Origin of the sequence: Pseudonocardia humida, from assembly GCF_023898865.1 — a bacterium.
Lineage (GTDB): Bacteria > Actinomycetota > Actinomycetes > Mycobacteriales > Pseudonocardiaceae > Pseudonocardia > Pseudonocardia humida.
In genome coordinates this window covers 154,521-175,232 of sequence record NZ_JAGSOV010000020.1, presented here as the reverse complement: position 1 = coordinate 175,232, position 20,712 = coordinate 154,521, and the positions used below count along the sequence as shown (strand labels likewise).

Annotated in this window: 21 protein-coding genes; 8 read left to right on the top strand and 13 right to left on the bottom strand. The window is 75.3% G+C overall.

What is annotated here, in order from left to right; translation table 11 throughout:
* Positions 1-7: 7 nt before the first annotated feature.
* Positions 8-670, top strand: a complete 663-nt coding sequence (locus tag KDL28_RS09960) for a lysophospholipid acyltransferase family protein (RefSeq protein ID WP_252437121.1) — start codon at positions 8-10, stop codon at positions 668-670.
* Between the two features lie 28 nt (positions 671-698).
* Here KDL28_RS09960 and KDL28_RS09955 read toward each other — a convergent pair whose 3' ends face one another.
* On the bottom strand, positions 699-1,382 hold the full coding sequence (locus tag KDL28_RS09955; protein ID WP_252437120.1) for a hypothetical protein: 684 nt from the start codon (positions 1,380-1,382) through the stop codon (positions 699-701).
* 85 nt (positions 1,383-1,467) lie between these two features.
* On the opposite strand from KDL28_RS09955, the gene KDL28_RS09950 reads away from it, so the two are divergent.
* A complete protein-coding gene (locus tag KDL28_RS09950; protein ID WP_252437119.1) occupies positions 1,468-2,748 on the top strand; it encodes an adenylosuccinate synthase in 1,281 nt (426 codons plus the stop codon).
* A 216-nt stretch (positions 2,749-2,964) separates the two neighbouring features.
* Here KDL28_RS09950 and KDL28_RS09945 read toward each other — a convergent pair whose 3' ends face one another.
* The 4 genes from KDL28_RS09945 to nth form a co-directional block, all read right to left on the bottom strand.
* The gene (locus KDL28_RS09945) at positions 2,965-4,158 is read right to left on the bottom strand and encodes a MarP family serine protease (protein ID WP_252437118.1); all 1,194 of its coding nucleotides are present in this window, start codon (positions 4,156-4,158) and stop codon (positions 2,965-2,967) included.
* A 191-nt stretch (positions 4,159-4,349) separates the two neighbouring features.
* Positions 4,350-5,147 carry an NUDIX hydrolase gene (locus tag KDL28_RS09940; RefSeq protein ID WP_252437117.1) on the bottom strand — a complete coding sequence of 266 codons (798 nt, stop codon included), beginning with the start codon at positions 5,145-5,147 and terminating at the stop codon, positions 4,350-4,352.
* A complete protein-coding gene (locus KDL28_RS41435) occupies positions 5,144-5,803 on the bottom strand; it encodes a TlpA family protein disulfide reductase (RefSeq protein WP_252437116.1) in 660 nt (219 codons plus the stop codon). The genes KDL28_RS09940 and KDL28_RS41435 overlap by 4 nt, the downstream gene beginning before the upstream one ends.
* Complete coding sequence (nth, locus tag KDL28_RS09930; RefSeq protein WP_252437160.1) at positions 5,800-6,537, bottom strand: endonuclease III; 738 nt, start codon at positions 6,535-6,537, stop codon at positions 5,800-5,802. Before nth ends, KDL28_RS41435 begins: the two co-directional genes overlap by 4 nt.
* Before the next feature lie 304 nt (positions 6,538-6,841).
* On the opposite strand from nth, the gene KDL28_RS09925 reads away from it, so the two are divergent.
* From KDL28_RS09925 to KDL28_RS09915, 3 genes are all read left to right on the top strand, one after another.
* Positions 6,842-7,093, top strand: a complete 252-nt coding sequence (locus KDL28_RS09925) for a hypothetical protein (protein ID WP_214404478.1) — start codon at positions 6,842-6,844, stop codon at positions 7,091-7,093.
* A gap of 155 nt (positions 7,094-7,248) precedes the next feature.
* Positions 7,249-7,923, top strand: a complete 675-nt coding sequence (locus KDL28_RS09920; protein WP_252437115.1) for a Crp/Fnr family transcriptional regulator — start codon at positions 7,249-7,251, stop codon at positions 7,921-7,923.
* Positions 7,924-8,261: 338 nt separating this feature from the next.
* Complete coding sequence (locus KDL28_RS09915; RefSeq protein WP_252437114.1) at positions 8,262-9,500, top strand: MFS transporter; 1,239 nt, start codon at positions 8,262-8,264, stop codon at positions 9,498-9,500.
* Between the two features lie 15 nt (positions 9,501-9,515).
* On the opposite strand, the gene KDL28_RS09910 is transcribed toward KDL28_RS09915, so the two are convergent.
* The 7 genes from KDL28_RS09910 to sp36 are packed head-to-tail and all read right to left on the bottom strand — an operon-like array spanning position 9,516 to position 15,491.
* Entirely contained in the window at positions 9,516-10,118 is a 603-nt protein-coding gene (locus KDL28_RS09910; protein WP_252437113.1) for an MBL fold metallo-hydrolase, read from the bottom strand.
* Between the two features lie 43 nt (positions 10,119-10,161).
* Positions 10,162-10,950 (bottom strand): MBL fold metallo-hydrolase, encoded by a 789-nt coding sequence (locus KDL28_RS09905; RefSeq protein ID WP_252437112.1) that lies wholly within the window; start codon positions 10,948-10,950, stop codon positions 10,162-10,164.
* Positions 10,947-11,780, bottom strand: coding sequence for an NUDIX hydrolase (locus KDL28_RS09900; RefSeq protein WP_252437111.1), 834 nt, complete (start codon positions 11,778-11,780; stop codon positions 10,947-10,949). The genes KDL28_RS09905 and KDL28_RS09900 overlap by 4 nt, the downstream gene beginning before the upstream one ends.
* 56 nt (positions 11,781-11,836) lie before the next feature.
* Positions 11,837-14,242 (bottom strand): hypothetical protein, encoded by a 2,406-nt coding sequence (locus KDL28_RS09895; protein ID WP_252437110.1) that lies wholly within the window; start codon positions 14,240-14,242, stop codon positions 11,837-11,839.
* 18 nt (positions 14,243-14,260) lie between these two features.
* Positions 14,261-14,857, bottom strand: a complete 597-nt coding sequence (locus tag KDL28_RS09890; protein ID WP_252437109.1) for a hypothetical protein — start codon at positions 14,855-14,857, stop codon at positions 14,261-14,263.
* Positions 14,854-15,318: a RidA family protein gene (locus KDL28_RS09885; protein ID WP_252437108.1), complete on the bottom strand. Its 465-nt coding sequence runs from the start codon at positions 15,316-15,318 to the stop codon at positions 14,854-14,856. The genes KDL28_RS09890 and KDL28_RS09885 overlap by 4 nt, the downstream gene beginning before the upstream one ends.
* A complete protein-coding gene (sp36, locus tag KDL28_RS09880) occupies positions 15,318-15,491 on the bottom strand; it encodes a Sp36 family protein (RefSeq protein WP_252437107.1) in 174 nt (57 codons plus the stop codon). The genes KDL28_RS09885 and sp36 overlap by 1 nt, the downstream gene beginning before the upstream one ends.
* A 69-nt stretch (positions 15,492-15,560) precedes the next feature.
* Here sp36 and bagA point away from each other — a divergent pair, with 69 nt between their 5' ends.
* Both bagA and bagB read left to right on the top strand, forming a co-directional pair.
* On the top strand, positions 15,561-16,592 hold the full coding sequence (gene bagA / locus KDL28_RS09875) for an ATPase BagA (protein WP_252437158.1): 1,032 nt from the start codon (positions 15,561-15,563) through the stop codon (positions 16,590-16,592).
* Complete coding sequence (gene bagB / locus KDL28_RS09870) at positions 16,589-17,749, top strand: ATPase BagB (protein WP_252437106.1); 1,161 nt, start codon at positions 16,589-16,591, stop codon at positions 17,747-17,749. The genes bagA and bagB overlap by 4 nt, the downstream gene beginning before the upstream one ends.
* A gap of 10 nt (positions 17,750-17,759) precedes the next feature.
* On the opposite strand, the gene KDL28_RS09865 is transcribed toward bagB, so the two are convergent.
* Positions 17,760-18,065, bottom strand: a complete 306-nt coding sequence (locus KDL28_RS09865; protein ID WP_252437105.1) for a WhiB family transcriptional regulator — start codon at positions 18,063-18,065, stop codon at positions 17,760-17,762.
* Positions 18,066-18,250: 185 nt separating this feature from the next.
* On the opposite strand from KDL28_RS09865, the gene KDL28_RS09860 reads away from it, so the two are divergent.
* A complete protein-coding gene (locus KDL28_RS09860; RefSeq protein ID WP_308215978.1) occupies positions 18,251-20,701 on the top strand; it encodes a penicillin-binding protein in 2,451 nt (816 codons plus the stop codon).
* The last annotated feature ends 11 nt before the right edge of the window (positions 20,702-20,712 follow it).

Below are 20,712 nucleotides of genomic sequence, written 5' to 3'. Positions count from 1 at the left end.
TCCGGCCGTGCATCTGCTGGTCCGCTGGTTGCTGGCCCCGTTGGCTCGACTCCTGTACCGGCCGATCGTGCAGGGCGGGGAGAACGTCCCGCGACGCGGGCCGGTGATCATCGCCTCGAACCACCGGGCCGCCGTGGACACCGCGGTCATCGCGCTCACCGCCGGGCGCCCGGTCTCCTTCCTGGGCAAGGCGGAGTACTTCACCGGTCGCGGCCCCAAGGGCCGAGCGCTGGCCTCGTTCCTGTCCGCACTGGGCTACGTCCCGGTCGACCGGGCCAACGCCAAGGCCGGGCTGGCCGCGCTGGCCGCCGCCCGCGAGGTCCTCGACGGCGGCGGCGCCTTCGCCATCTACCCGGAGGGCACCCGCTCCCTCGACGGGCGGCTGCACCGCGGGCACACCGGCGTCGCCACGCTCGCGCTGGACACGGGGGCCGTGGTCGTGCCGGCCGCGCTGGTGGGCACCGAGCGGGTGCAGCCGGTCGGCACGAGGTTCCCGCGCATCCGCCGGGTCAGCGTGCGCTACGGCGCCCCGCTCGACTTCTCCCGCTACGACGGGCTGGCCGGCTCGTCGATGATCCGGCGCGCGGTCACCGACGAGATCATGGACGCCATCGCGGTGCTGTCCCAGCAGGAGTACGTCGACCGCTACCACCAGCGCCCGGCGGCGTAGAGCCTCCCGACCCGCCCCGGGAGCGGGCTCACGGGCGGACGAGCAGCCAGTCGGCGGTGTGCCGGTACCAGGTGCGCCGGGGCAGCGGGCGCGGGTGCTCGACGCCGTCGGCGACCACGGTGAACGGCCGCCCGCCCACCTGCACCGCCCGCCCCAGCGCCGAGCCCCGCCCCGCCCTGGCCTTGGGCGGCACCGGCCGGACCCGCCCGTCGGGCGCGCGGCCGCTCCACCCGGCGCGCACGGCGATGCCGTCGGGGCCGGGCACGACCACCAGCCGGCGGGTCGGCCCGCGCAGCACCAGCACCTCGTCGCAGTAGGACTCGCCGGTCAGGTCGCGCACCTCCCCGCGCCCCACCAGCACGCCGCCGCCGTCGTCGCGGACCAGCGGGACCGGACCGGCGGTGCCGGAGTCGGCGAGGTCGGCGCCCGCCCGCCCCGTCGGCAGGCCCCAGGCCCGCGTCGCGGGCGACGCGGCGGCCGGCAGGTAGGCGACCTCGATGTCGAGGCGCTCGGTGCGCAGCAGCCGCAGCAGCACCGCGGCGAGGTCGGCGTCGGTGCCGGCGACGGCGATCCGGCGGGGCTCGTACTCGGCCAGCACCGGGTCGACGTCCTCGCGGCCGGGACGCGCCGGCAGCCGGACCAGGGGCCGGGGACTACCGTTGTCGACGGCCGGCCCGGCGTCGGGGCAGGCCAGCAGCACCAATCGGGACATCGGATCGGCTACCCTCCCGCCGCGGTCGTGGGGGTCGCTGCGCCGTGCCCGGATGCAGGGCGAGCGAGTAGGACTGGAGTGTCACATGCCGGCGATCGTGCTTATCGGGGCCCAGTGGGGCGACGAGGGCAAGGGGAAGGCCACCGACATCCTGGGCAGCCAGGTGCAGTGGGTGGTCCGCTACCAGGGCGGCAACAACGCCGGCCACACCGTGGTGCTGCCCGACGGCCAGGACTTCGCCCTGCACCTCATCCCGTCGGGCATCCTCACGCCGGGCGTGCGCAACGTCATCGGCAACGGTGTGGTCGTCGACCCGGGGGTGCTGCTGGAGGAGCTGTCGAGCCTGGAGGCCCGCGGCGTCGACACCACCAGCCTGATGATCTCGGCCGACGCGCACTTGATCATGCCGTACCACGTGGCCATCGACAAGGTCACCGAGCGCTTCCTGGGCAAGGCCAAGATCGGCACGACCGGTCGCGGCATCGGCCCGGCCTACCAGGACAAGGTGTCCCGGGTGGGCGTGCGGGTGGCTGACGTGCTGGACGAGAAGATCCTGCACCAGAAGGTCGAGGCCGCCCTGGAGCTGAAGAACCAGATCCTGGTCAAGGTCTACAACCGGCGGGCGCTGGACGTCGACGAGGTCGTCGACACCGTCCTCGCCCACGGCCGCCGCTTCGTCGACCGCATCGCCGACACCCGCCTGCTGCTCAACCAGGCCCTGGAGTCGGGCGAGTCGGTGCTGCTGGAGGGCTCCCAGGGCACCCTGCTCGACGTCGACCACGGCACCTACCCCTTCGTGACCAGCTCGAACCCCACCGCCGGCGGCGCCGCCGTCGGCTCCGGCATCGGCCCGAACAAGATCACCCGCGTGATCGGGATCCTGAAGGCCTACACGACCCGGGTGGGTTCCGGCCCGTTCCCCACCGAGCTGCTCGACGCCATGGGCGAGCACCTGCGCAAGGCCGGCGGCGAGGTCGGCGTCACCACCGGCCGCCCCCGCCGCTGCGGCTGGTTCGACGCCGTGATCGGCCGCTACGCCACCCGCGTCAACGGCATCACCGACTTCTTCCTCACCAAGCTCGACGTCCTCTCCGGCCTCGAGCGGGTGCCGATCTGCGTGGGCTACGAGATCGACGGCCGCCGCGTCGACGAGATGCCGATGACCCAGACCGACGTCCACCACGCCGTCCCCGTGTACGAGGAGATGCCCGGCTGGTTCGAGGACCTCTCCCCCTACCGCGACTTCGACGAGCTCCCCACGGCGGCACGGGACTACGTGCACCGGATCGAGGAGCTGGTGAAGGCCCCCGTCAGCGCCATCGGCGTCGGCCCGGGGCGGGACCAGACCATCACCCGCGACGTGTGATCCGCACCAGCCGGGCGCAACGAGCGTCCCTCTCGTCCGGTTGAGCGGGACGAGAGTCGCTCTCGTCCGGCTGATGGCGTGTCCGGCGGGGTCTCGGGGCACCGCGCGCACCGTGTGGCCACCGCGCACATGTCGTGACGTGTGCGCGGTGGCGCGTAGGTGCGCGCGGTGGCGGCTGGTGTGCGCGGTGGGGCGGGAGTGCTCTCGTCCGCCGGATCAGTTGGCGCAGGCGCCCGTGTCGACCTCGCGGGTGAGGCTCGGGGCCGCCTGCACGGCGGGGGCCACTTGGGCGACGGTCAGGACGAAGCCGGTCTCCTGGTCGTCGAGGGCGGCGCCGAACACCACGCCGGTGACCTTGCCCTGGGGATCGATCATGGGGCCGCCGGAGTTGCCGGAGCGGACGACCGCGCGGATCGTGTAGACGTCGCGGGTGACCTCGCCGGTCTCGTAGATGTCGGGGCCGCGCAGGTTGATCTGCTGGCGGATCTTGCCCGCGGTGGCGGTGAACGGGCCGTCGAGGGGGTAGCCGACGACGATCGAGTCCTGGCCGGCCTGGGCGGGGGCGGTGTCGAACTCGAGGGGCTCCGCGGTGAGGTCGGGGACGCGCAGGACGGCGACGTCGACCTTGGGGTCGTACAGGACGACCTCGGCCTCCAGCTCGACGATCCGGCCGCGCCGGGTGATCTCGACGCCGGTCTCCTCGGTGCCCGCCACGACGTGGGCGTTGGTCATCACCAGCTCCGGGCCGATGACGAACCCGCTGCCCTCCAGCTGGCGGGAGCAGGACGGGGCCCGGCCGCGGATCTTCAGCACGCTGTCGGCGACGTCGGCCACCACGGTGCTCTCGGCGAGCGCGGCGATCGGCGGGCCGACCTCGGTGATCGGGGTCTCCACGAACGGGCTGGTGACGTCGGGGAAGCCGGAGTTGTTCAGCAGCGAGCGCAGCTCGCCGGGCAGCTGCCGGGCCGCCGAGGGCATCACCGAGTTGACCGCGGCGAGCACCTCGGAGCCTCGCACGCCCGCGGCGAGCGCCGGGAAGCTTGCCGAGGCCAGCGGGAGGGCCACCAGCCACGCGGCGACGACCACGGTGATGGCCTGCAGCACCGAGCCGAGGGTGGAGTCGATCCGCAGGCTGCGGTCGCCGCGGATGCGGTCGCGGATGCGGCGCCCGAAGTAGACGCCGGTGGTCTCGCCCAGCGCGACCAGCAGCACCACGATCGCCACGCTGAGCACGATCCGGGTGCTGGGGTTCTCCACGCCCGCGGCGAGCAGCGGGGCCAGCCGGACGCCGAGGATCGCACCGCCCAGCACGCCGACGAAGGACAGCAGCGCGACGGCCATGCCGTGGCGCCACCCGGACACGCCCGCGATCAGCGCCAGCGCGAGCACGATCACGTCGACCCAGCTCATCGCTCTCCTCCGCAGCGCCCGGACGGCACGTCACCCGAGCGCAGCGCTGAAGACCCGATCGCCTGCTCGTCCATCACACGGCCCCGGGTCGGTGCGGTTCACGCTGCCCGCCGTTCTGGCGAGAACGCGTCATCGCCGGGCACCCCGGAGGTCGGACGGGTCTCCGGTGGGGGCCCCTGGGCCCTCCGCGCTCATCGTTCGGTGTCCTCCTGCCGGCCGGACCGCGCCGCGGACCAGGCGTCCTCCAGGCCCAGCACCCGGGACCGGTCCCACGGGCGGGCCCATCCCCCCAGATCCAACAGGGCGGACAATAGGCCCCCCGTGAAGCCCCACACGAGCAGCCCCGCGACCAGGAACCCGTCGCCCGCCATCGCGGCGCCGAAGCGGATGCGCACCCGGTTGGCGGGGTCGGCGAGCTCGGTCAGCGGCACGCGCACGACGGCGGCGGTCTCGGCCGGGTCGACGGCGCGCACCGCGACGGGGTTGGCCCAGTGCGCGACGACGGGGGTGACCAGGAACCCGGACGGCGGCAGGTGCAGCCGGGGCAGCAGCGCCAGCGGCACGACGCCGTCGGGGGCGAGGCCGGTCTCCTCCTCGGCCTCGCGCAGGGCGGTGGCGACGGCGTCGGCGTCGCCGGGGTCGCGGCCGCCGCCGGGGAAGGCGACCTGGCCGGCGTGGTTGCGCAGGGTGCTGGCGCGCTCCACGAGCAGCACGTCGGGCCCGTGGCGCGGGTCCTCGGCGAAGGCGATCAGCACCGCGGCCCGGCGGGCCGTCGGCGGGGCCGGGACGCGGTGCGCGATGAGCCGCTCGGGGGTCAGGCCGTCGATGCCGTCGAGCACCGGGCGCAGCCAGGGCGGGGTCAGCTCGGGCCGCAGCGGGGCGGGCTCGCCGGGCGGGCGCAGGTGGGTGTGGTGGTGGCCGGCGAGGTCCCAGGCGGCGGCCTCGTCCCCGGGGTCCTCGTCCGCCTGCGCGGCCCCGCCCGCCGTCATCGCAGCGCCGCGACGGCGGCCGCGACCGCGTCGGCCGAGGCGAACGGCGTGGGCGGGTCGACGCGGGTGACGCCGCCGTCCGCGCCGACCAGGTAGGAGATCGGCAGGGCGGGCGGGATGTCGAGCGCGTCGCGCAGGGCGCCGTCGGGGTCGGTGACGGTGGGCAGGCGCACGTCGAGCTCGTCGAGGAGGGCGAGCGCGGCCCGCGGGTCGTCGCGGGCGTCGATGGCGAGCACCGCCACCGCGTCGGGGCGGGCGGCGTACTCGGCCAGCACGGGCAGCTCGTCGCGGCACGGCGCGCACCAGCTGGCCCACACGTTGATCAGGGCCGGGCGACCGGCCAGCCCGGCGCCCACGTCGACCTGCCCCGGGGCGCCGAGGCAGGGCACGGCGACCCCGGCCAGCGGACCGGACGCCGGGGCGCCGGTGGCGACCGGGCAGGCGTCCAGCCCGGCGGCGGCGCGGGCCGGGGCCAGCTCCGCGTCGGGTACGACGACGGTCGCGCGGTCGGTCGCGGGGGCGGCGGTGCCGGCCGGGGTCGAGCGGTCGGGGATGTCCCGCGGCCAGAGCGCGTACACGCCGAGGGCGACCAGCAGCACGACGACGACCGTGCTGATGACCTCCGCCCGGCGCGCGCCCTGCCGCGGGGCCGTCACGGGACGTCCCGCTCGGCGGCCGTGCGCGGCGCGGGCGCCGGGGCGTCGTCCTCGCTGAGCCCGACCATCTCCAGCAGGTGCGGCCGGGACGGCCCCTTGATGAGCTTGGCGGCCTGGATCGGGTCGGTGGGGCCGGTGCCGTAGGCGGGGCAGTCGGCGGCGAGCGTGCAGGCGCCGCAGGCCGGCTTCTTCGCGTGGCACACCCGGCGGCCGTGGAAGATCACCCGGTGCGACGTCATGGTCCAGTCGCGCTTGGGGACCAGTTCGCCGATGGCGTGCTCGACCTTGACCGGGTCCTCCAGGTCGGTCCAGCCCCAGCGCCGGACGAGCCGGCCGAAGTGCGTGTCGACGGTGATGCCGGGGACGTCGAACGCGTTGCCCAGGATCACATTGGCCGTCTTGCGGCCGATACCGGGCAGCTGGACGAGCTCGTCGAGGGTGTGCGGGAGGACGCCGTCGTGCCGCTCGACGACCGCGGCGCCCAGCCCGATCAGCGAGTTCGCCTTGTTCCGGAAGAAGCCGGTGGAGTGGATCATCTCCTCCAGCTCGGCCCGGTCGGCCCGGGCGTAGTCCAGCGCCGTCGGGTAGCGGGCGAACAGCGCCGGGGTGACGGCGTTGACGCCCTTGTCGGTGCTCTGCGCGGACAGGATCGTGGCCACGGCCAGTTCGAGCGGGGTGGTGAAGTCGAGCTCGCAGTGCGCGTCGGGGTGGGTGGCGACCAGGGTGCGCAGCATGCGGCCGACCCGGCGGGCGCGCCCCAGCGCGGGCTCGCCGTCGGCGACGCGCTTGGCGAGCCGGGCCGCGCTCCGCAGCGCGTCGGCGCCGCGGGTGGTGGGTGCGGCGGGTGAGGGGGTCACGCTCCGAGGGTACGGCGGCCCCCCGACGGTCCCGCCGGGCGCGCCCACCACCCGGTGGGAGCTGTGCGCGATGACCGCTCACCCACCGTGTCCGGGCTTTGTCACGATCGCGTCAAGGTCGGGCGCCACGCCGACCCCGCCCGCGTGCGGCCGGGCTCGGTGCGGGACCATCGCTGTCGACATGACTGCCTGGTTGTCCGTCCTCGTGCCGCTGCTGGTGATGTTCTTCGCGCTCGGAATGGAGCGGGTGGAGTCGAAGCTGCGGGAGTCGACCGTGCGCCCCGAGGAGCTCGAGGAGCTCCTGGAACGGCCGCGTCCGGACGAGGTCCGAGCCCTGTTCCGGCAGGGTACGGGCCGCGCCCTGGAGCTGTTCCGGCTGCGCTCGCGCGGCCAGCGGGGCAAGCGGGGAGTCCGCCGCAGCAAGGCCGCCTGAGCCTCACCGAAGTCACCCACCCTGTCCCTCGGAGGTGGGTCGCTCGGACGTGCCGACGAAACGACTCGCGTAGCGTCACGCAGGGTGGGTACAGCCCCTAGACTGGCGCGCCGGTGATCCGCCGCGGGGCAGCGGCCGGTATGAGGAGCGGTGCAGTGGACGAGGTTCTGATCCGAGCAGGGATATTCCAGGGTGTGGAGCCGTTCGCGGCCGATGCGTTGGCGCAGTCCCTCGAGCCCGCCGAGTTCCCCCGCGGCCACGTGATCTTCGCCGAGGGCGAGCCGGGCGACCGGCTCTACATCGTCGGCAGCGGCAAGGTGAAGATCGGCCGCAAGTCGCCCGACGGCCGGGAGAACCTGCTGATGGTGGCCGGGCCGTCGGACATGTTCGGCGAGCTGTCGATCTTCGATCCGGGACCGCGGACGTCGTCGGCGACGGCGGTCACCGAGGTCCGTACCTACACGATGGATCGGGCCGCCCTGCGCGAGTGGATCGGCAAGCGCCCGGAGATCGCCGAGCAGCTGCTGCGGGTGCTGGCCCGCAGGCTGCGCCGGACCAACAACATGCTGGCCGACCTGATCTTCACCGACGTGCCGGGCCGGGTGGCGAAGTCGCTGCTGCAGCTGGCCCGCCAGTTCGGGTCGCAGGAGTCCGGCCTGCTGCGGGTCACCCACGACCTGACCCAGGAGGAGATCGCCCAGCTGGTCGGCGCCTCCCGGGAGACGGTGAACAAGGCCCTGGCCGACTTCGCCCACCGCGGCTGGCTGCGGCTGGAGGGCAAGAGCGTGCTGATCCTGGAGCCCGAGCGGCTGGCCCGCCGGGCCAGGTAGCCGCTGGTTCACCCTGATGGGTGCTCTTCCGGCGCCTCCGCAGGGCGCTGCGCCGGGACAAGACCGGCCGAGCCCGGCGGTCCTGGCGAGGCGGAAGTCTCGGACATGGCGCCGTTCCCGCCGCGAAGAGGGCTGGCGGCCGTGATCGCCGTGATGGGTACGTGAACCGCACCAGCGCGGCTCACGTGCCCCAACTGGTGATCACCCCGACCGAACCCCGCCACACCGCGCCAGCGCGCCCGGCCCTGCCGGGCCGGCGGGGGTCGTGGCGGCCACCCCACCGAACAGAACCGATAAGAACTGGTACGCCCGTACCAGAATGTGCGAACCTGGACGGCGTGTCCGACACCTCGATCCGCGCGTACCGCACGGCCCTGACCACCCCCGGGGCCGGCGTGCCCGCGCTGTTCTCCGCGCTCGGCCGGCTGCCGATCGCGATGGTCGGGCTGGCGATGCTGCTGTACGTGCAGCAGGTCACGGGCTCCTTCGCGACGGCCGGACTGGTCGGGGCGGGCGCCCTGATCGGGGTCTCGGCCGGGTCGGTGCTGCAGGGACGGGTGATCGACAGGGTCGGGGCCACCCGGCCCCTCCTGGTGGCGTCGGCGCTGTTCGCGGTGGCCGTCTCCGGCCTGGTCGCCGCCGTGCAGGCCGGTCAGGGCGTGGCGCTGCTGGTGGTGCTCGCAGTCTTCAGCGGGGTCACCCAGCCGGCTGTCGAGGGTGCCGCGCGGGCGCTGTGGGGGCGGTTGATCCCGGCCGGCCCGATCCGCGACGCCGCCTACACCTACGAGGCGATCAGCCTGGAGGTGTTCTTCATCCTGGGCCCGGCGCTGGCCGCGCTGCTGGTCGCGTGGACGCCGTGGCCGGGCACCGGGGTGGTGGTCGCCGCCGCCGTCATGATCGCCGGCTCGGTCGGGTTCGCGCTGACCAGGGCCGTGCGCACCGAGCCGCTCCGGATCGCCGGCGACGGGCCGGCGCTCGGCCTGCTGGGCGCGCTGGCGCGCCCGGGGATGCGCACCGTGGCGCTGGCCTCGCTGGGCTTCGGCCTGGTGGTCGGCACCGTCGAGGTCGGCGTGCCCGCCGTCACCGCGGAGGCGGGCTCGGCCGCGCTGGGCGGCGTGCTGCTGTCGGCCTGGTCGGTGGCCTCCGTGCTGGCCGGCATCCTGTACTCGATGCGGCCCTGGCCGCGGCCCCTGCACCTGCGCATGCCCGTGCTGCTGGGGGTCTTCGCCGTGCTGGTCGCCGCGATGTCGCTGACCGGACCGCTGGGCTCGCTGGCCGCCCTGGTGGTGGCCATGGTCGCGGCGGGGGCGCTGATCACCCCGCAGGTGACGGCGCACTCCCTCGCCGTCGAGCTCGCCTCCCCGCCCGGCACCGCGGCCGAGGGCTTCGGCTGGGTCGTCACCGCGGCCACCCTGGGCCTGGCCGGGGGCCAGTCGGCGGGCGGCGCGGTCGTCGAGGCCGTCGGGCCGCCGGCGGCGTTCCTGGTCGGCGGGGCGGCCGGGCTGGTGGTCGCGGTGGTGCTCTGGGCCCGGCGGCACACGCTGGCCCCGCAGGCCGAGCCGGTGGCCGTCGGCTAGGTCCCCGCCGGGGGGTCAGCGGGGCGTGGACGCGTCCGGGCGGAAGGGCGCACCGTGGCCGGGGACGACCAGGGTGGCCAGGCCCAGCACCCGCTCGCGCTGCTCCCGCAGCTGGTCGCGGTCCACCGAGTACGGGTCGTCGGCCGGGCCGTCGGCGGTCCACCACAGGTGGGTCAGCGCGGCCACGTCGTCCGGCGTGCCGACGAGCGTGGTGAGGTCCTGCGGGGTGTGCCCCGGTGTGGCCAGCAGCCGGATGCCGGGCGAGATGCGCACGCCGTCGGCGGGGCGCGAGGTGAACACGTCGCCCTCGATCACGGACTGGAAGTCGTGCACCGGGACCACCGGGAACAGCGCGACGTTGAGGTTGTGGTCGAGGTGGTGGTGGCTGAGCACGATGTCGGTGACGTCCTCCGGGCGCACGCCGAGCTCGCGCAGCGGGGCGAGGATCTGCTCCCGGTCGGACACCATGCCGGGGTCGACGATCACCACCCGGTCCGCGTCGCGGACCAGGCTCACGGTGCCGGCGACGTGCGGGAGCTGGACGTAGCCCGCCACGAGGACGTCGAGGCGGGCGGTGCGCGCCAGGTCCTGCTCGGCGGCGCTGCTCGATCCGGTCATGGTGCCTCACGGGGCTCGGGGGTGGGTCGGGCCACCGTATCGGCTACCGGTCCCGCAGGTAGTCCAGCTGGGCCCGGACCGACAGCTCCGCCGCGCCCCACAGCGTCCGGTCGACGTCGACGTACACGACCTCGACCACCTCCCGGGCGGACGCCGCGGGCCCCAGGGTGGCCAGCGCCGCCCGGACCTGGTCGAGGCGCTGCTCGCGGTGGGCCAGGTAGTGCGCGGCGGCTTCGGCCGCGTCGGGCAGCTCGGGGCCGTGCCCGGGCAGCACGGCGGTGTCCGGGGGGAGGTCGGCCAGCCGCTGCAGCGAGTCCAGGTAGGGGCCCAGCGCACCGTCCGGGTGGGCGATGACGGTGGTGCCCCGACCCAGGATGGTGTCGCCGGTGAGCACCGAGTCCGCCTGACCGGGCCCGCTGAGCAGGAACGACAGCGAATCCGACGTGTGCCCCGGTGTGCTGATCACCCGCATCTCGACGCCCGCCGCGGCGATCGCGTCGCCGTCGCCCAGCGCCTCCGACCCGAGCACCAGCGACGGGTCCAGCGCCCGCACCGGCGCCCCGGTCAGCTCGGCGAACCGGCGGGCGCCCGCGGCGTGGTCGTGGTGGCGGTGGGTCAGCAGCACGATCGACACCGGCCCGGCCGCGGCGACCCGCTCCAGGTGCCCCGGGTCGTCCTCGCCCGGGTCGATGACGACGCAGTGCTCCTCGCCGGGCGCGCGCAGCACCCAGGTGTTGGTGCCCTCCAGCGTCATCGGCGACGGGTTGCGCTCCAGCAGCACCGAGGCCAGCGGCGTGACGCTGCGCAGCTCCTCGTAGGCCGGCGGGGTCACAGGGGGCCTCCTTCGGCGATCGGCATCCGGGCGGCGGGCATCCGGACCTCCGGCTGCTCGCCCACCTCCAGGACGATGTCGCCGCCGTCGCGGCGGGCCTGCGGGATGATCGCCCGGATCGTCCGGTCCGGCGCGGCCGCGAACAGCGACGCGCTGGTGGGGTGCTCGGCGATCTGCTCCAGCGTCCGGTACGTGGGCGCCATCAGCTGCATCCCGCCCCGCTCCCACTCCCGCAGCGCCTCGTCCGGGTGCCACCAGGTGGCCTCCACGGCCTCGGTGGTGTGCGCGTCGGCGCTCTGCCCCTCCGGCACCACCGCCACCAGGAACGCGGTGTCGTAGCGCCGCGGCGAGACGGGGGGCGTGATCCACCGCGCCCACGGCTGCAGCAGCTCCGCGCGCAGCAGCAGCCCGGTCTCGGCCAGCAGCTGGCCGAGCGTCCGGCGGTGCGCCACGAGGTCGGCGCGGCCGGCGCCGAGCAGCGTGACGTCGGCGTGTCCCGGCCCGGCCAGCAGCACCCCGCACTCCTCGAAGGTCTCCCGCACGGCCGCGCACACCAGCGAGCCGGCCAGCTCCGGGTCGCAGCCGAAGCGCTCGGAGAACCAGCGCGGGTCCGGGCCGCTCCACGCCGCCGGATCGGGCAGGTCGGTCGGGTCCACCGCGCCGCCGGGGAACACCGTCATCCCCCCGGCGAACGCCATCCCGGCGACCCGGCGCTGCAGGAAGACCTGCAGCGGCGAGCGGCCGGGCGCGGGCTCCGGCGCGTCCCGGACGAGGATCACGGTGGCGGCGGGACGCGGGACCACGGGTTCGGGCGGGTGATCGGAGGGCATCGTCGGACATTAACCCGGGACGCGGCGATCGGTACACGTCCGAGCCCCGCCGACGATCAGCCGGCGTCGGGCGGGGTGTCCTCGTCGGGCCCGGGCTCGGTGCCGCGCTTGCGGCGGGACGAGAACGGGTTGAGCCGCGAGCCGTGCCGGGTGGACCCGTTCGAGCCGTTGCGCTCGGGGCCGAAGCGGCCGGTGCCGGTGACCGCGCCGTTGGCGCCGGTGCCGTTCACCGCGGGGTCGCCGGGGCCGCTGCCGTTGCTCCGGGAGCCGTTGGCGGGGCCGTGGCCGTTCGAGTGGACGATGCGGTGGGCCGCGGTGCCCGCGCCCGGCGGGCCGCCGTTGCGGGGGACGGCGCCGTTCGCGCCGGTGCCGTCGACGGGGCGGTACGGGGGCGGCTCCGGGGGGCGGTCGTCGCCGCGGGGGACGCGCCCGCTGCGCAGCTCGGCCTGCAGCTTGGCCAGCAGGTCGAGGTCGGCCTCGCCGAGGCGGGCCAGCGACTCCGGGCGCAGCCCGAGGTTCGGGTCGACCTCGATGTCGACGGTGCGGTCGTCGGTGCGCTCGTCGGGCAGCTGGCGGGGGTGCTCGTCGGGGCGGGCTTCCTGGTCGCGGCTCGTCCCGGACGGCATCGGGATGGCCGGACGGGTCGGGGTCTGCGGCATACCGCCCGTGGTGGCAGGCGGCAGCGGGATCGGGATCGGGCCGCTGGCCGGGGGGATCGGGATGGCCCCGTTGGTGGGCGGCGCGGCGGGGTGCGACCCGGTGCCGGCCCCGGGCATCGGGATGGCGCCCGAGCGCGGCGGCGCCGGGTGGGCGCCGGTGTCGGCCGCGGGGAGCGGGATGGCGCCCGAGCCCGGCCCGTCGACCTCGGCCGGCGCGTCGTCGGCCGAGTCGCCGGACGGGCCGGTGTCGACGGGCTCGTCGGGGGTGCGCAGGTAGCGGTGCCGGGCGGAGCGGCGCCCGATCGGCCGCGGCGGGGAGATCTCCCGCTCCGGCTCCGCGGCGGGGCGCTCGCCGTTCGGGGCGCCGTCGGACGGCATCGCCCACGCGCCGGACAGCCAATCGCCCGACCAGCTCTCGTCGGTGGGCCGGCCGTCGTCGGACGGGCGCCCGTCGGGGGTGGCGCCGACCAGGCCGATCGGGCCGGTGAGCGGGGGTGTCCGGTCCAGCAGCGGCGGCATCAGCGGGCGGCTGAGCGGGTCCTGCAGGGGGTCGAAGTCGTCCTCGCCGGTGCCGTCGTGGCCGTTGCGGTCGACCGGGGACAGCGGGGGGCGGCCGTTGGTGCCGCGGCGCAGCAGCGGGATGGGCGTGGGGCCGGTCAGCGAGGTGCGGTTGATCGGGGTCACCGGGGCGGGCAGGACGCGCGGCTTGGGCCGGGGCGCGGGGCGCGGCTCGGGGTCGCCGGACTCGGGCGGCGTGGCGCGGTGGGCGGCGCGGCGGGACCGGCCGAACTCCTCGGGGCGGAAGTCGCCGTCGTCGGCGTGGGTCTCGTCGAAGAGCGTGGGCACCGCGGTCAGCCGGGCGCGCTGCGCCTCCTCCTCGGCCTCGACGCGGGCGGCCGAGTCGTCGCGGTCGTCGCGCTCGGAGCGGGGCGGGGTCGGCGTCGGCGAGTCGAACAGCGGGGTGTCGGAGTTCGAGGCCCCGAACGGGGGCGCGGCCGAGATCGGCTGGGTGACCTCGTTGAGCCGGTGCGCGGCGCGGTCGCCGCCGGAGCCGGGCTCGGCGTCGGGCTCCCGCTGCTCGCCGCGGCGCTTGCGGGTGGGCAGGGCGGGCACCGCGACCGTCGACTCGACCACGCGCGGCTCGGCGGTGCGCGGCTCGGGGGCGCGCTCCTCGGGAGCGTGCTCCTCGGCGGGCGCCGGCGGGCGGCGGTCGAGCCGGAGCTGGCGGGCGCTGCGCAGCGCCTCGGCGTGGTAGGCCGGGACGGTGTCGCCGACGGTCAGGACCTCGACCGAGCAGATGACGCCGGAGCGCTGCAGCGCGACGGCGAGCTGGTAGGCGAGCATGTCGGGGCGGCGGGTGCCCGGCTCCACCTCGACGACCAGCACCGGGTGCGGCAGCGGCCCGGGCGCCGAACCCGCCGCCGTGCGCCGGTGGGTGAGCAGGACGCGGCAGCCCTCCAGCTGCCGGGCCGGCATGGTGACCAGCACCGTCGCCACCGGGCCCGCGAGGGACTCCTCGGCGGCGAAGCGGTGCTCGGTGGCGTCCTCCGCGGCCGCGGGGAGCAGCGCGGCGTCGACGTCGAGCTCGATGCGGGCCGCGCGGGCCAGCTCGACCAGCCGCCCGCGCACGGTGGGCGGCAGGGCCACCCGGTCGGCGGCGAGGCTGGCGGTCAGCATCTCCACGGCGTGCGCGTCCTCGCCCACCGCGACCAGCTCGCGCACCCAGCCGAGCAGGTCGTCGTCGACCCGGCCGGCCAGGGCCAGGAGCAGGTCGTGCGTCGCGTTCCGGGACGTGGTCTCCACCGGGCCCTCCCCTCCGGACTAGCCGTCGTGCCCGACGGGCACGGGCGCCCGCCAGAGTCTGCTCGACTCGATGATGACTGCCCGGTGGTAGGGCGGTAGCTCACCGTGCGACGGAAGCACCTCCACGCACGGTGTGCGGTCGCCGTGGGCCCGCAGGACGCGTTGAAGGGTCCCGGTGAGCGTCCACGGCCGCTCACCGCCGAGCACGGCGACGACACGCTGCTCCCGGCGACCGCCCACCCGCCACGCCTGGTGCAGCGCGACGCAGCCCGGGTGGCCGCGGACGACGGCCAGCACGCTCAGCGCGGCCGTGTCCAGGCCGTCGTCCGAGGTCCGGAAGCCGGTCGTGACCTCGTCGGACGGGTCGGTGGGCAGCACCGCGTCGAGGAGGTGCCGGGAGGCGTGCCACGCACCGACCGACCGTTCGAGCAGCTCGCGCTCGTCGTCGGTGAGTCCGACGCGGTGGCGCAGCAGCTCGCGGGGCAGGGTGGCGCCGAGCGCGTCGGCGCTGCCCGCGGCCAGCCAGTCGCGCATCCGCCAGAGCAGGTCGTCGGGCAGCCGTCCGGCCAGCCGGACGAGCAGCTCGTGGCACGCCTGCTCCGGCGGGGCGGTCACGGGCCGGCCACCTCCACGACGAGCTCGACCTCCACGGGCACCCCGCGGGGCAGCTCGGCCACCCCGACCGCGGAGCGGGCGTGCCCCCCGGCCTCGCCGAAGATCTCGGCGAGCACGTCGGAGGCGCCGTTGACCACCTCGGGCTGGTCGGTGAACCCGGGCGCGGAGGCGACGAAGCCGACGACCTTCACGACGCCGGTGACGTTGTCGATGCCGACCAGGGCGTCGACGGCGGCCAGCGCGTTGAGGGCGCAGATGCGGGCCAGCCGCTGCGCCTCCTCGGTGCTGATCTCGGCGCCGACCTTGCCGAAGGCGGCGAGCTTGCCGTCGACGAACGGGACCTGCCCGGCGGTGAAGACCAGGTCGCCGGTGCGCCTGGCCGGCACGTAGGAGCCTGCGGGGGCGCTGACCTGCGGCAGCGTGATGCCCAGCTCGCGCAGGCGCTCGCTCGGGCCGGCCATCAGCCCTGCACCGGGCGCTTGAACCAGGCCACCAGCTGCTCGGGGTTGAGGCCCGTGGTGACCTGGACCAGCTCCCAGCCGTCCCGGCCGAAGTTGTTCAGGATCGCCTGGGTGTTGTGGATCAGGACGGGAGCGGTGAGGTACTCCCACCTCTGGACTGTGCCGGCGCTCATGAGCCGCGACTGTAGCCAGCGCCTCATCCCGCTCGGGCGGCCGGTCGGGCCGATGCTCCGTAGCCTGGGATCGTGACTCCCATCGGTTGGCCAGCGGCGTTGTCGGCCGCGCGCCTGCACGTCGTGACCGGCAAGGGGGGAACCGGCAAGTCCACGGTCGCCGCGGCGCTGGCGCTGGCCCTGGCCACGGACGGCCGGCGCACCCTGCTCGTCGAGGTGGAGGGCCGCCAGGGCATCGCCCAGCTGTTCGACAGCCCGCCCCTGCCCTACGAGGAGCGCAAGATCGCGGTCGCCCCGGGTGGCGGCGAGGTCAGGGCGCTCGCGGTGGACGCCGAGGCGGCCCTGCTGGAGTACTTCGAGCTGTTCTACCGGCTGGGCATGGCCGGGCGGACGCTGCGCCGGATGGGCGCCATCGAGTTCGCCACCACGCTGGCCCCCGGCCTGCGCGACGTGCTGCTCACCGGCAAGGTCAAGGAGTGCGTCAACCGCACCGGGCCCGACGGGCGCCCCGCCTACGACGCCGTCGTGCTCGACGCACCCCCCACCGGACGGGTGGTCAGCTTCCTCGACGTCACCAAGGCCATGGCCGACCTGGCCCGCAGCGGGCCGATCCACAGCCAGGCCGAGGGCGTCGTCCAGGTGCTGCACTCCCCGCTCACCGTGGTCCACCTGGTGACGCTGCTGGAGGAGCTGCCGGTGACCGAGACCCTGGAGACCGTCGACGAGCTGGTCGCGGCCGACCTGCGGCCGGGGGCGCTGATCGTCAACCGGGTCCGCCCGCAGTGGCTGCCCGACCGCTCGGTCGCGGCGGCGGCCAACGGCCGGGTCGACGCCGAGCGCATCCGGGCCGGGCTGTCCTCGGCCGGGGTCGACCTGCCCCCCGACGTCATCGACGGCCTGGTCGCGGAGACCGTGGAGCACGCCGTCCGGGTGAACGCCGAGTCCACGGCGCTGCACCGGCTGGCCGAGGGGGGCGAGCACCCCCGCCTGGAGCTGCCGCAGCTGGTCGACGGCGTCGACCTGGGCTCCCTCTACGACCTGGCGGCCGCGCTCGTCGAGCAGGGCGTCGGCGGGCGGGCGCTGAGCGGGGCAGGCGCATGACCCCGACCCTGGACGTCGACGCCCTCATCGACGACCCGCGGACCCGGGTGATCGTGTGCTGCGGATCCGGTGGGGTCGGCAAGACCACCACGTCCGCGGCGCTGGCCGTGCGGGCCGCCGAGCGCGGGCGGCGCACCGTGGTGCTCACCATCGACCCGGCGCGCCGGCTGGCGCAGGCGCTGGGCCTGGAGGCGCTGGAGAACGAGCCCGGTCGCGTCGCCGACGTCACCACGGCGCCCGGCGGCGAGCTGCACGCGATGATGCTGGACATGCGCCGCACCTTCGACGAGATGGTGCAGACGCACTCCACGCCGGAGCGGGCCGATGCCATCCTGGCCAACCCCTTCTACCAGACGATCTCCTCGTCGTTCTCCGGGACGCAGGAGTACATGGCGATGGAGAAGCTGGGCCAGCTGGCCGCCACCGGGCAGTGGGACCTGATCGTGGTCGACACCCCGCCGTCGCGGTCGGCGCTGGACTTCCTCGACGCCCCGCAGCGGATGTCGAACTTCCTCGACGGCCGGATGATCCGGCTGCTCTCGGCGCCGGCGCGGGCCGGTGGCCGCGGGCTGCGCAAGATCGTCAGTGCCGGGTTCGGGCTGTTCGCGAAGGCCGTCTCGACGATCCTGGGCGGCCAGATGCTGGCCGACGCCTCGGCGTTCGTGCAGGCCTTCGACACGATGTTCGGCGGCTTCCGGGAGCGCGCCGAGGCCACCTACGCGCTGCTGCGCTCGCCGGGCACGGCGTTCCTGGTGGTGGCCGCGCCGGAGCCGGACGCGCTCCGCGAGGCGGCGTACTTCGTCGACCGGCTCTCCGCCGAGGGGATGCCGCTGGCCGGGCTGGTGCTCAACCGGACCCACCCGGTGCTGGCGCCGCTGTCGGCCACCCGGGCCCGCGGGGTGGCGGAGAACGTGCGCGGCGCGCCGCTGGCCGCCGCCGTGCTGCGGCTGCACGCCGACCGGGTCGACCTGGCCGAGCGGGAGGAGCGGTTGCTCACCCGGTTCACCGGGGCGCACCGCGAGGTGGCGGTGACCAGGGTGCCGGTGGTGTCCGGGGCCGTCGCCGACCTGGACGGGCTGCGCGAGATCGGGGCCCGGCTGGCCGCCGACGGCGACACCGGGCGGGCGGCGGCCGGGCGGCTGCGCCCCGCGCGCTGAGCCGACCCGGTCACGGCCGGGGCGCGTCGGCGGTCTCGCGGCGGAAGTGCACCGTGCGGGCGTCGGTCAGCAGGTCCATCCAGTTGTCGACGTCCGGGCGGCGCCGCAGCAGGGCCCGGCGCTCGCGCTCGGTCATCCCGCCCCACACGCCGAACTCGATGCCCTCGTCGAGGGCGTGCGCCAGGCACTCGGTGCGCACCGGGCAGGTGCGGCAGAACAGCTTCGCCTCGCGCTGCTGGGCGCCGACGACGAAGAGGTCCTCCGCGTCGGTCGTGCCGCACTTCGCCGCGCCCCGCCAGTTCCACTGCTCGGTCATGGTCGCCTCCGTCGCTCGCGCTGGTCCGGGCCGGTCGCGGGTCGGGGGTCAGGGACCCCGGCTGACCGGCACAGATCGATTCTGGGAGCGGACCGGGCGAGGAGGAACCGAGCAAAAATACTCAACCGGGCCCGCGGGGCGGACCTGACGGAGGGGTGACAGGCCGCCGCGTAGGCTGGTCATCCGTGAGGTCCCCAGGTGCCCCCCGATCGATCGCGACGCTCCTCGGGCTGTGCGTCCTGGCCGGAGTGCTGCTGGCCGGGATGGTGTTCCCGGCCGCGGCGGGCGTCGGCCTGGTGGCCAGCGACGCTGGCGACAGCGTGCAGGCCGTCTCCACCGACCTGCTCGACGGTCCGCTCCCGCAGACCACGGTCGTCACCGACAGCGCGGGCACCCCGATCGCCCGGTTCTTCGAGCCCAACCAGAACCGCGTCGCGGTGCGCCCCGACCAGATCTCCCCGGCGATGAAGGCGGCCATGGTCGCCATCGAGGACCGCCGCTTCTACCAGCACCAGGGCGTGGACTGGCAGGGCACGATCCGGGCGGTCGTCACCAACCAGGTCTCCGGCGACATCCAGCAGGGCGCCTCCACGCTGACCCAGCAGTACGTCAAGAACTACATGCTCTACGTGGCCGCGGAGACCGAGACCGAGCGGCTCAAGGCCACCGAGCAGACGCCGGCGCGCAAGCTCAAGGAGGCCCAGATCGCCCTCCAGCTCGAGCAGCAGCTCGGCAAGGAGGAGATCCTCACCCGCTACCTGAACATCGTCTCGTTCGGCAACGGGGCCTCCGGGATCTCGTCGGCGGCGCGCACCTACTTCGGCACCACCCCCGACCAGCTCACCGTGCCGCAGGCCGCGCTGCTGGCCGGCAACGTGCGCAACCCCAGCGCGACCGACCCGGTGAACAACCCGGAGGAGGCGACGGTCCGGCGCAACGTCGTCATCCAGCAGATGCGCGACCAGCAGATGATCGACGAGGCGCAGGCGCAGGAGGCGCTGGACTCCCCGCTGGGCATCCTCAGCCCGCTCAACGTCCAGCCGGCCGGCTGCATCGGCGCGGGCGACGCCGGGTTCTTCTGCCGCTACGTGGAGACCTACCTGGCCGGCGCCGGGTTCTCCAGCGAGCAGATCAACCGCGGCGGCTACACGATCAAGACCACGCTCGACCCGAGCGCGATGCAGAAGATGAAGGCCGCGCTGGACGCCGAGGTCCCGCCGGACCAGCCCAACGTGGCCGACGTGATGTCGCTGGTGCAGCCGGGCAAGGACAAGCACCGCGTGCTGGCGATGGGGTCGAGCCGGGTCTTCGGCCTGGACGGCGAGAAGCTGGAGACCAGCTACGGGCTGCCCTACGAGCCGGTCCCGCTGGGCGCGGGCTCGACCTACAAGGTGTTCACCGCGGCCACCGCCCTGGAGAAGGGGCTGGGCATCAACTACCAGCTCACGGTGCCGCCGTCGGGCTACGCCTCGCCGATCTACACCGACGGCGGCGGGCGGCCGCTGCCGGTGCAGAACTCCAGCAACTACTCCGAGCGCATGACCATCACCGACGCGCTCGCGCAGTCGCCGAACACCGCGTTCATCAAGCTGATGGAGTTCACCGGCGTGCCGGACGTGGTGGACATGGCGGTGCGGCTGGGCATGCGCTCGTTGGCCACCACGCCGTTCAAGGACCCGAACACCGGCCGCAACACCGACCGTTCCATCGCCGAGGTCACCAAGGCGCAGAAGCAGGCCTCCTTCACCCTCGGCGTGAGCCCGACCAGCGTGCTGGAGCTCGCCAACGTGGGCGCCACGCTGGCCAGCGAGGGCATGTGGTGCCCGCCCAGCCCGATCGAGTCGATCACCGACCCGGCCGGGAACCCGGTGGCGGTCACCGAGGCGCCGTGCGAGCAGGTCGTCGACCCGGGCCTGGCCAACACGCTGCTCACCGGCATGAGCAAGGACGACCTCCCCGGCGGGACGGCGGCCAGGGCGGCAGGCGAGGTCGGCTGGAACCGCCCGATGGCCGGCAAGACCGGCACCACCCAGCAGCACAAGTCGGCGGCGTTCCTGGGGATCGTGCCGCAGGCGTCGGGGGCGGTCATCGCGTTCGACAACTCCAACGCCCCGAAGCCGCTCTGCGACGGCGCCGGCGCTCCCTACGCCTGCCGGTCGGGCAACATCTTCGGCGGCAAGACCCCGGCCGAGACCTGGTACGGCACCATGACGGCCTACCTGGAGGGCCAGCCGGTGCTGCCGCTGCCCCCGACCGACCCGCGCTACCTGGAGGGCGGCGCCGAGTCCCGGGTGCCCGACGTGGTCGGTCGCGGCCAGAACGACGCCCGCTCGACCCTGGAAGGGGCGGGCTGGGCGGTCACCACGCGCACCGTCGACAACGCGGCGGCCAAGGGCACCGTGGTCGGGCAGAGCCCGCGCGGCACCGCGCTGCCCGGCGAGACCATCGTGCTGAGCATCAGCAGCGGGTCGGTCCCGCCGCCCCCGCCCGCCCCGGGCGGCGGCGAGGCGGGAGGCGACCCGGGCGCTGACGGCGGCGACGGTGGGGACGGCGGCGATGGCGGAGACGGTGGCGACGGCGGCGACGGCGACGGAGGTGGGGACGGCGGGGACGGTGGCGACGGTGGCGACGGCTGAGGTCCGCCGTC

What these genes read in the sequence shown, in the direction of transcription:
- KDL28_RS09955 (WP_252437120.1), bottom strand. Translation starts at nt 1,382, where the DNA reads ATGTCCCGATTGGTGCTGCTGGCCTGCCCCGACGCCGGGCCGGCCGTC.
- KDL28_RS09950 (WP_252437119.1), top strand. Translation starts at nt 1,468, where the DNA reads ATGCCGGCGATCGTGCTTATCGGGGCCCAGTGGGGCGACGAGGGCAAG.
- KDL28_RS09945 (WP_252437118.1), bottom strand. Translation starts at nt 4,158, where the DNA reads ATGAGCTGGGTCGACGTGATCGTGCTCGCGCTGGCGCTGATCGCGGGC.
- KDL28_RS09940 (WP_252437117.1), bottom strand. Translation starts at nt 5,147, where the DNA reads ATGACGGCGGGCGGGGCCGCGCAGGCGGACGAGGACCCCGGGGACGAG.
- nth (WP_252437160.1), bottom strand. Translation starts at nt 6,537, where the DNA reads ATGCTGCGCACCCTGGTCGCCACCCACCCCGACGCGCACTGCGAGCTC.
- KDL28_RS09925 (WP_214404478.1), top strand. Translation starts at nt 6,842, where the DNA reads ATGACTGCCTGGTTGTCCGTCCTCGTGCCGCTGCTGGTGATGTTCTTC.
- KDL28_RS09910 (WP_252437113.1), bottom strand. Translation starts at nt 10,118, where the DNA reads ATGACCGGATCGAGCAGCGCCGCCGAGCAGGACCTGGCGCGCACCGCC.
- KDL28_RS09900 (WP_252437111.1), bottom strand. Translation starts at nt 11,780, where the DNA reads ATGCCCTCCGATCACCCGCCCGAACCCGTGGTCCCGCGTCCCGCCGCC.
- KDL28_RS09885 (WP_252437108.1), bottom strand. Translation starts at nt 15,318, where the DNA reads ATGGCCGGCCCGAGCGAGCGCCTGCGCGAGCTGGGCATCACGCTGCCG.
- sp36 (WP_252437107.1), bottom strand. Translation starts at nt 15,491, where the DNA reads ATGAGCGCCGGCACAGTCCAGAGGTGGGAGTACCTCACCGCTCCCGTC.
- bagB (WP_252437106.1), top strand. Translation starts at nt 16,589, where the DNA reads ATGACCCCGACCCTGGACGTCGACGCCCTCATCGACGACCCGCGGACC.
- KDL28_RS09865 (WP_252437105.1), bottom strand. Translation starts at nt 18,065, where the DNA reads ATGACCGAGCAGTGGAACTGGCGGGGCGCGGCGAAGTGCGGCACGACC.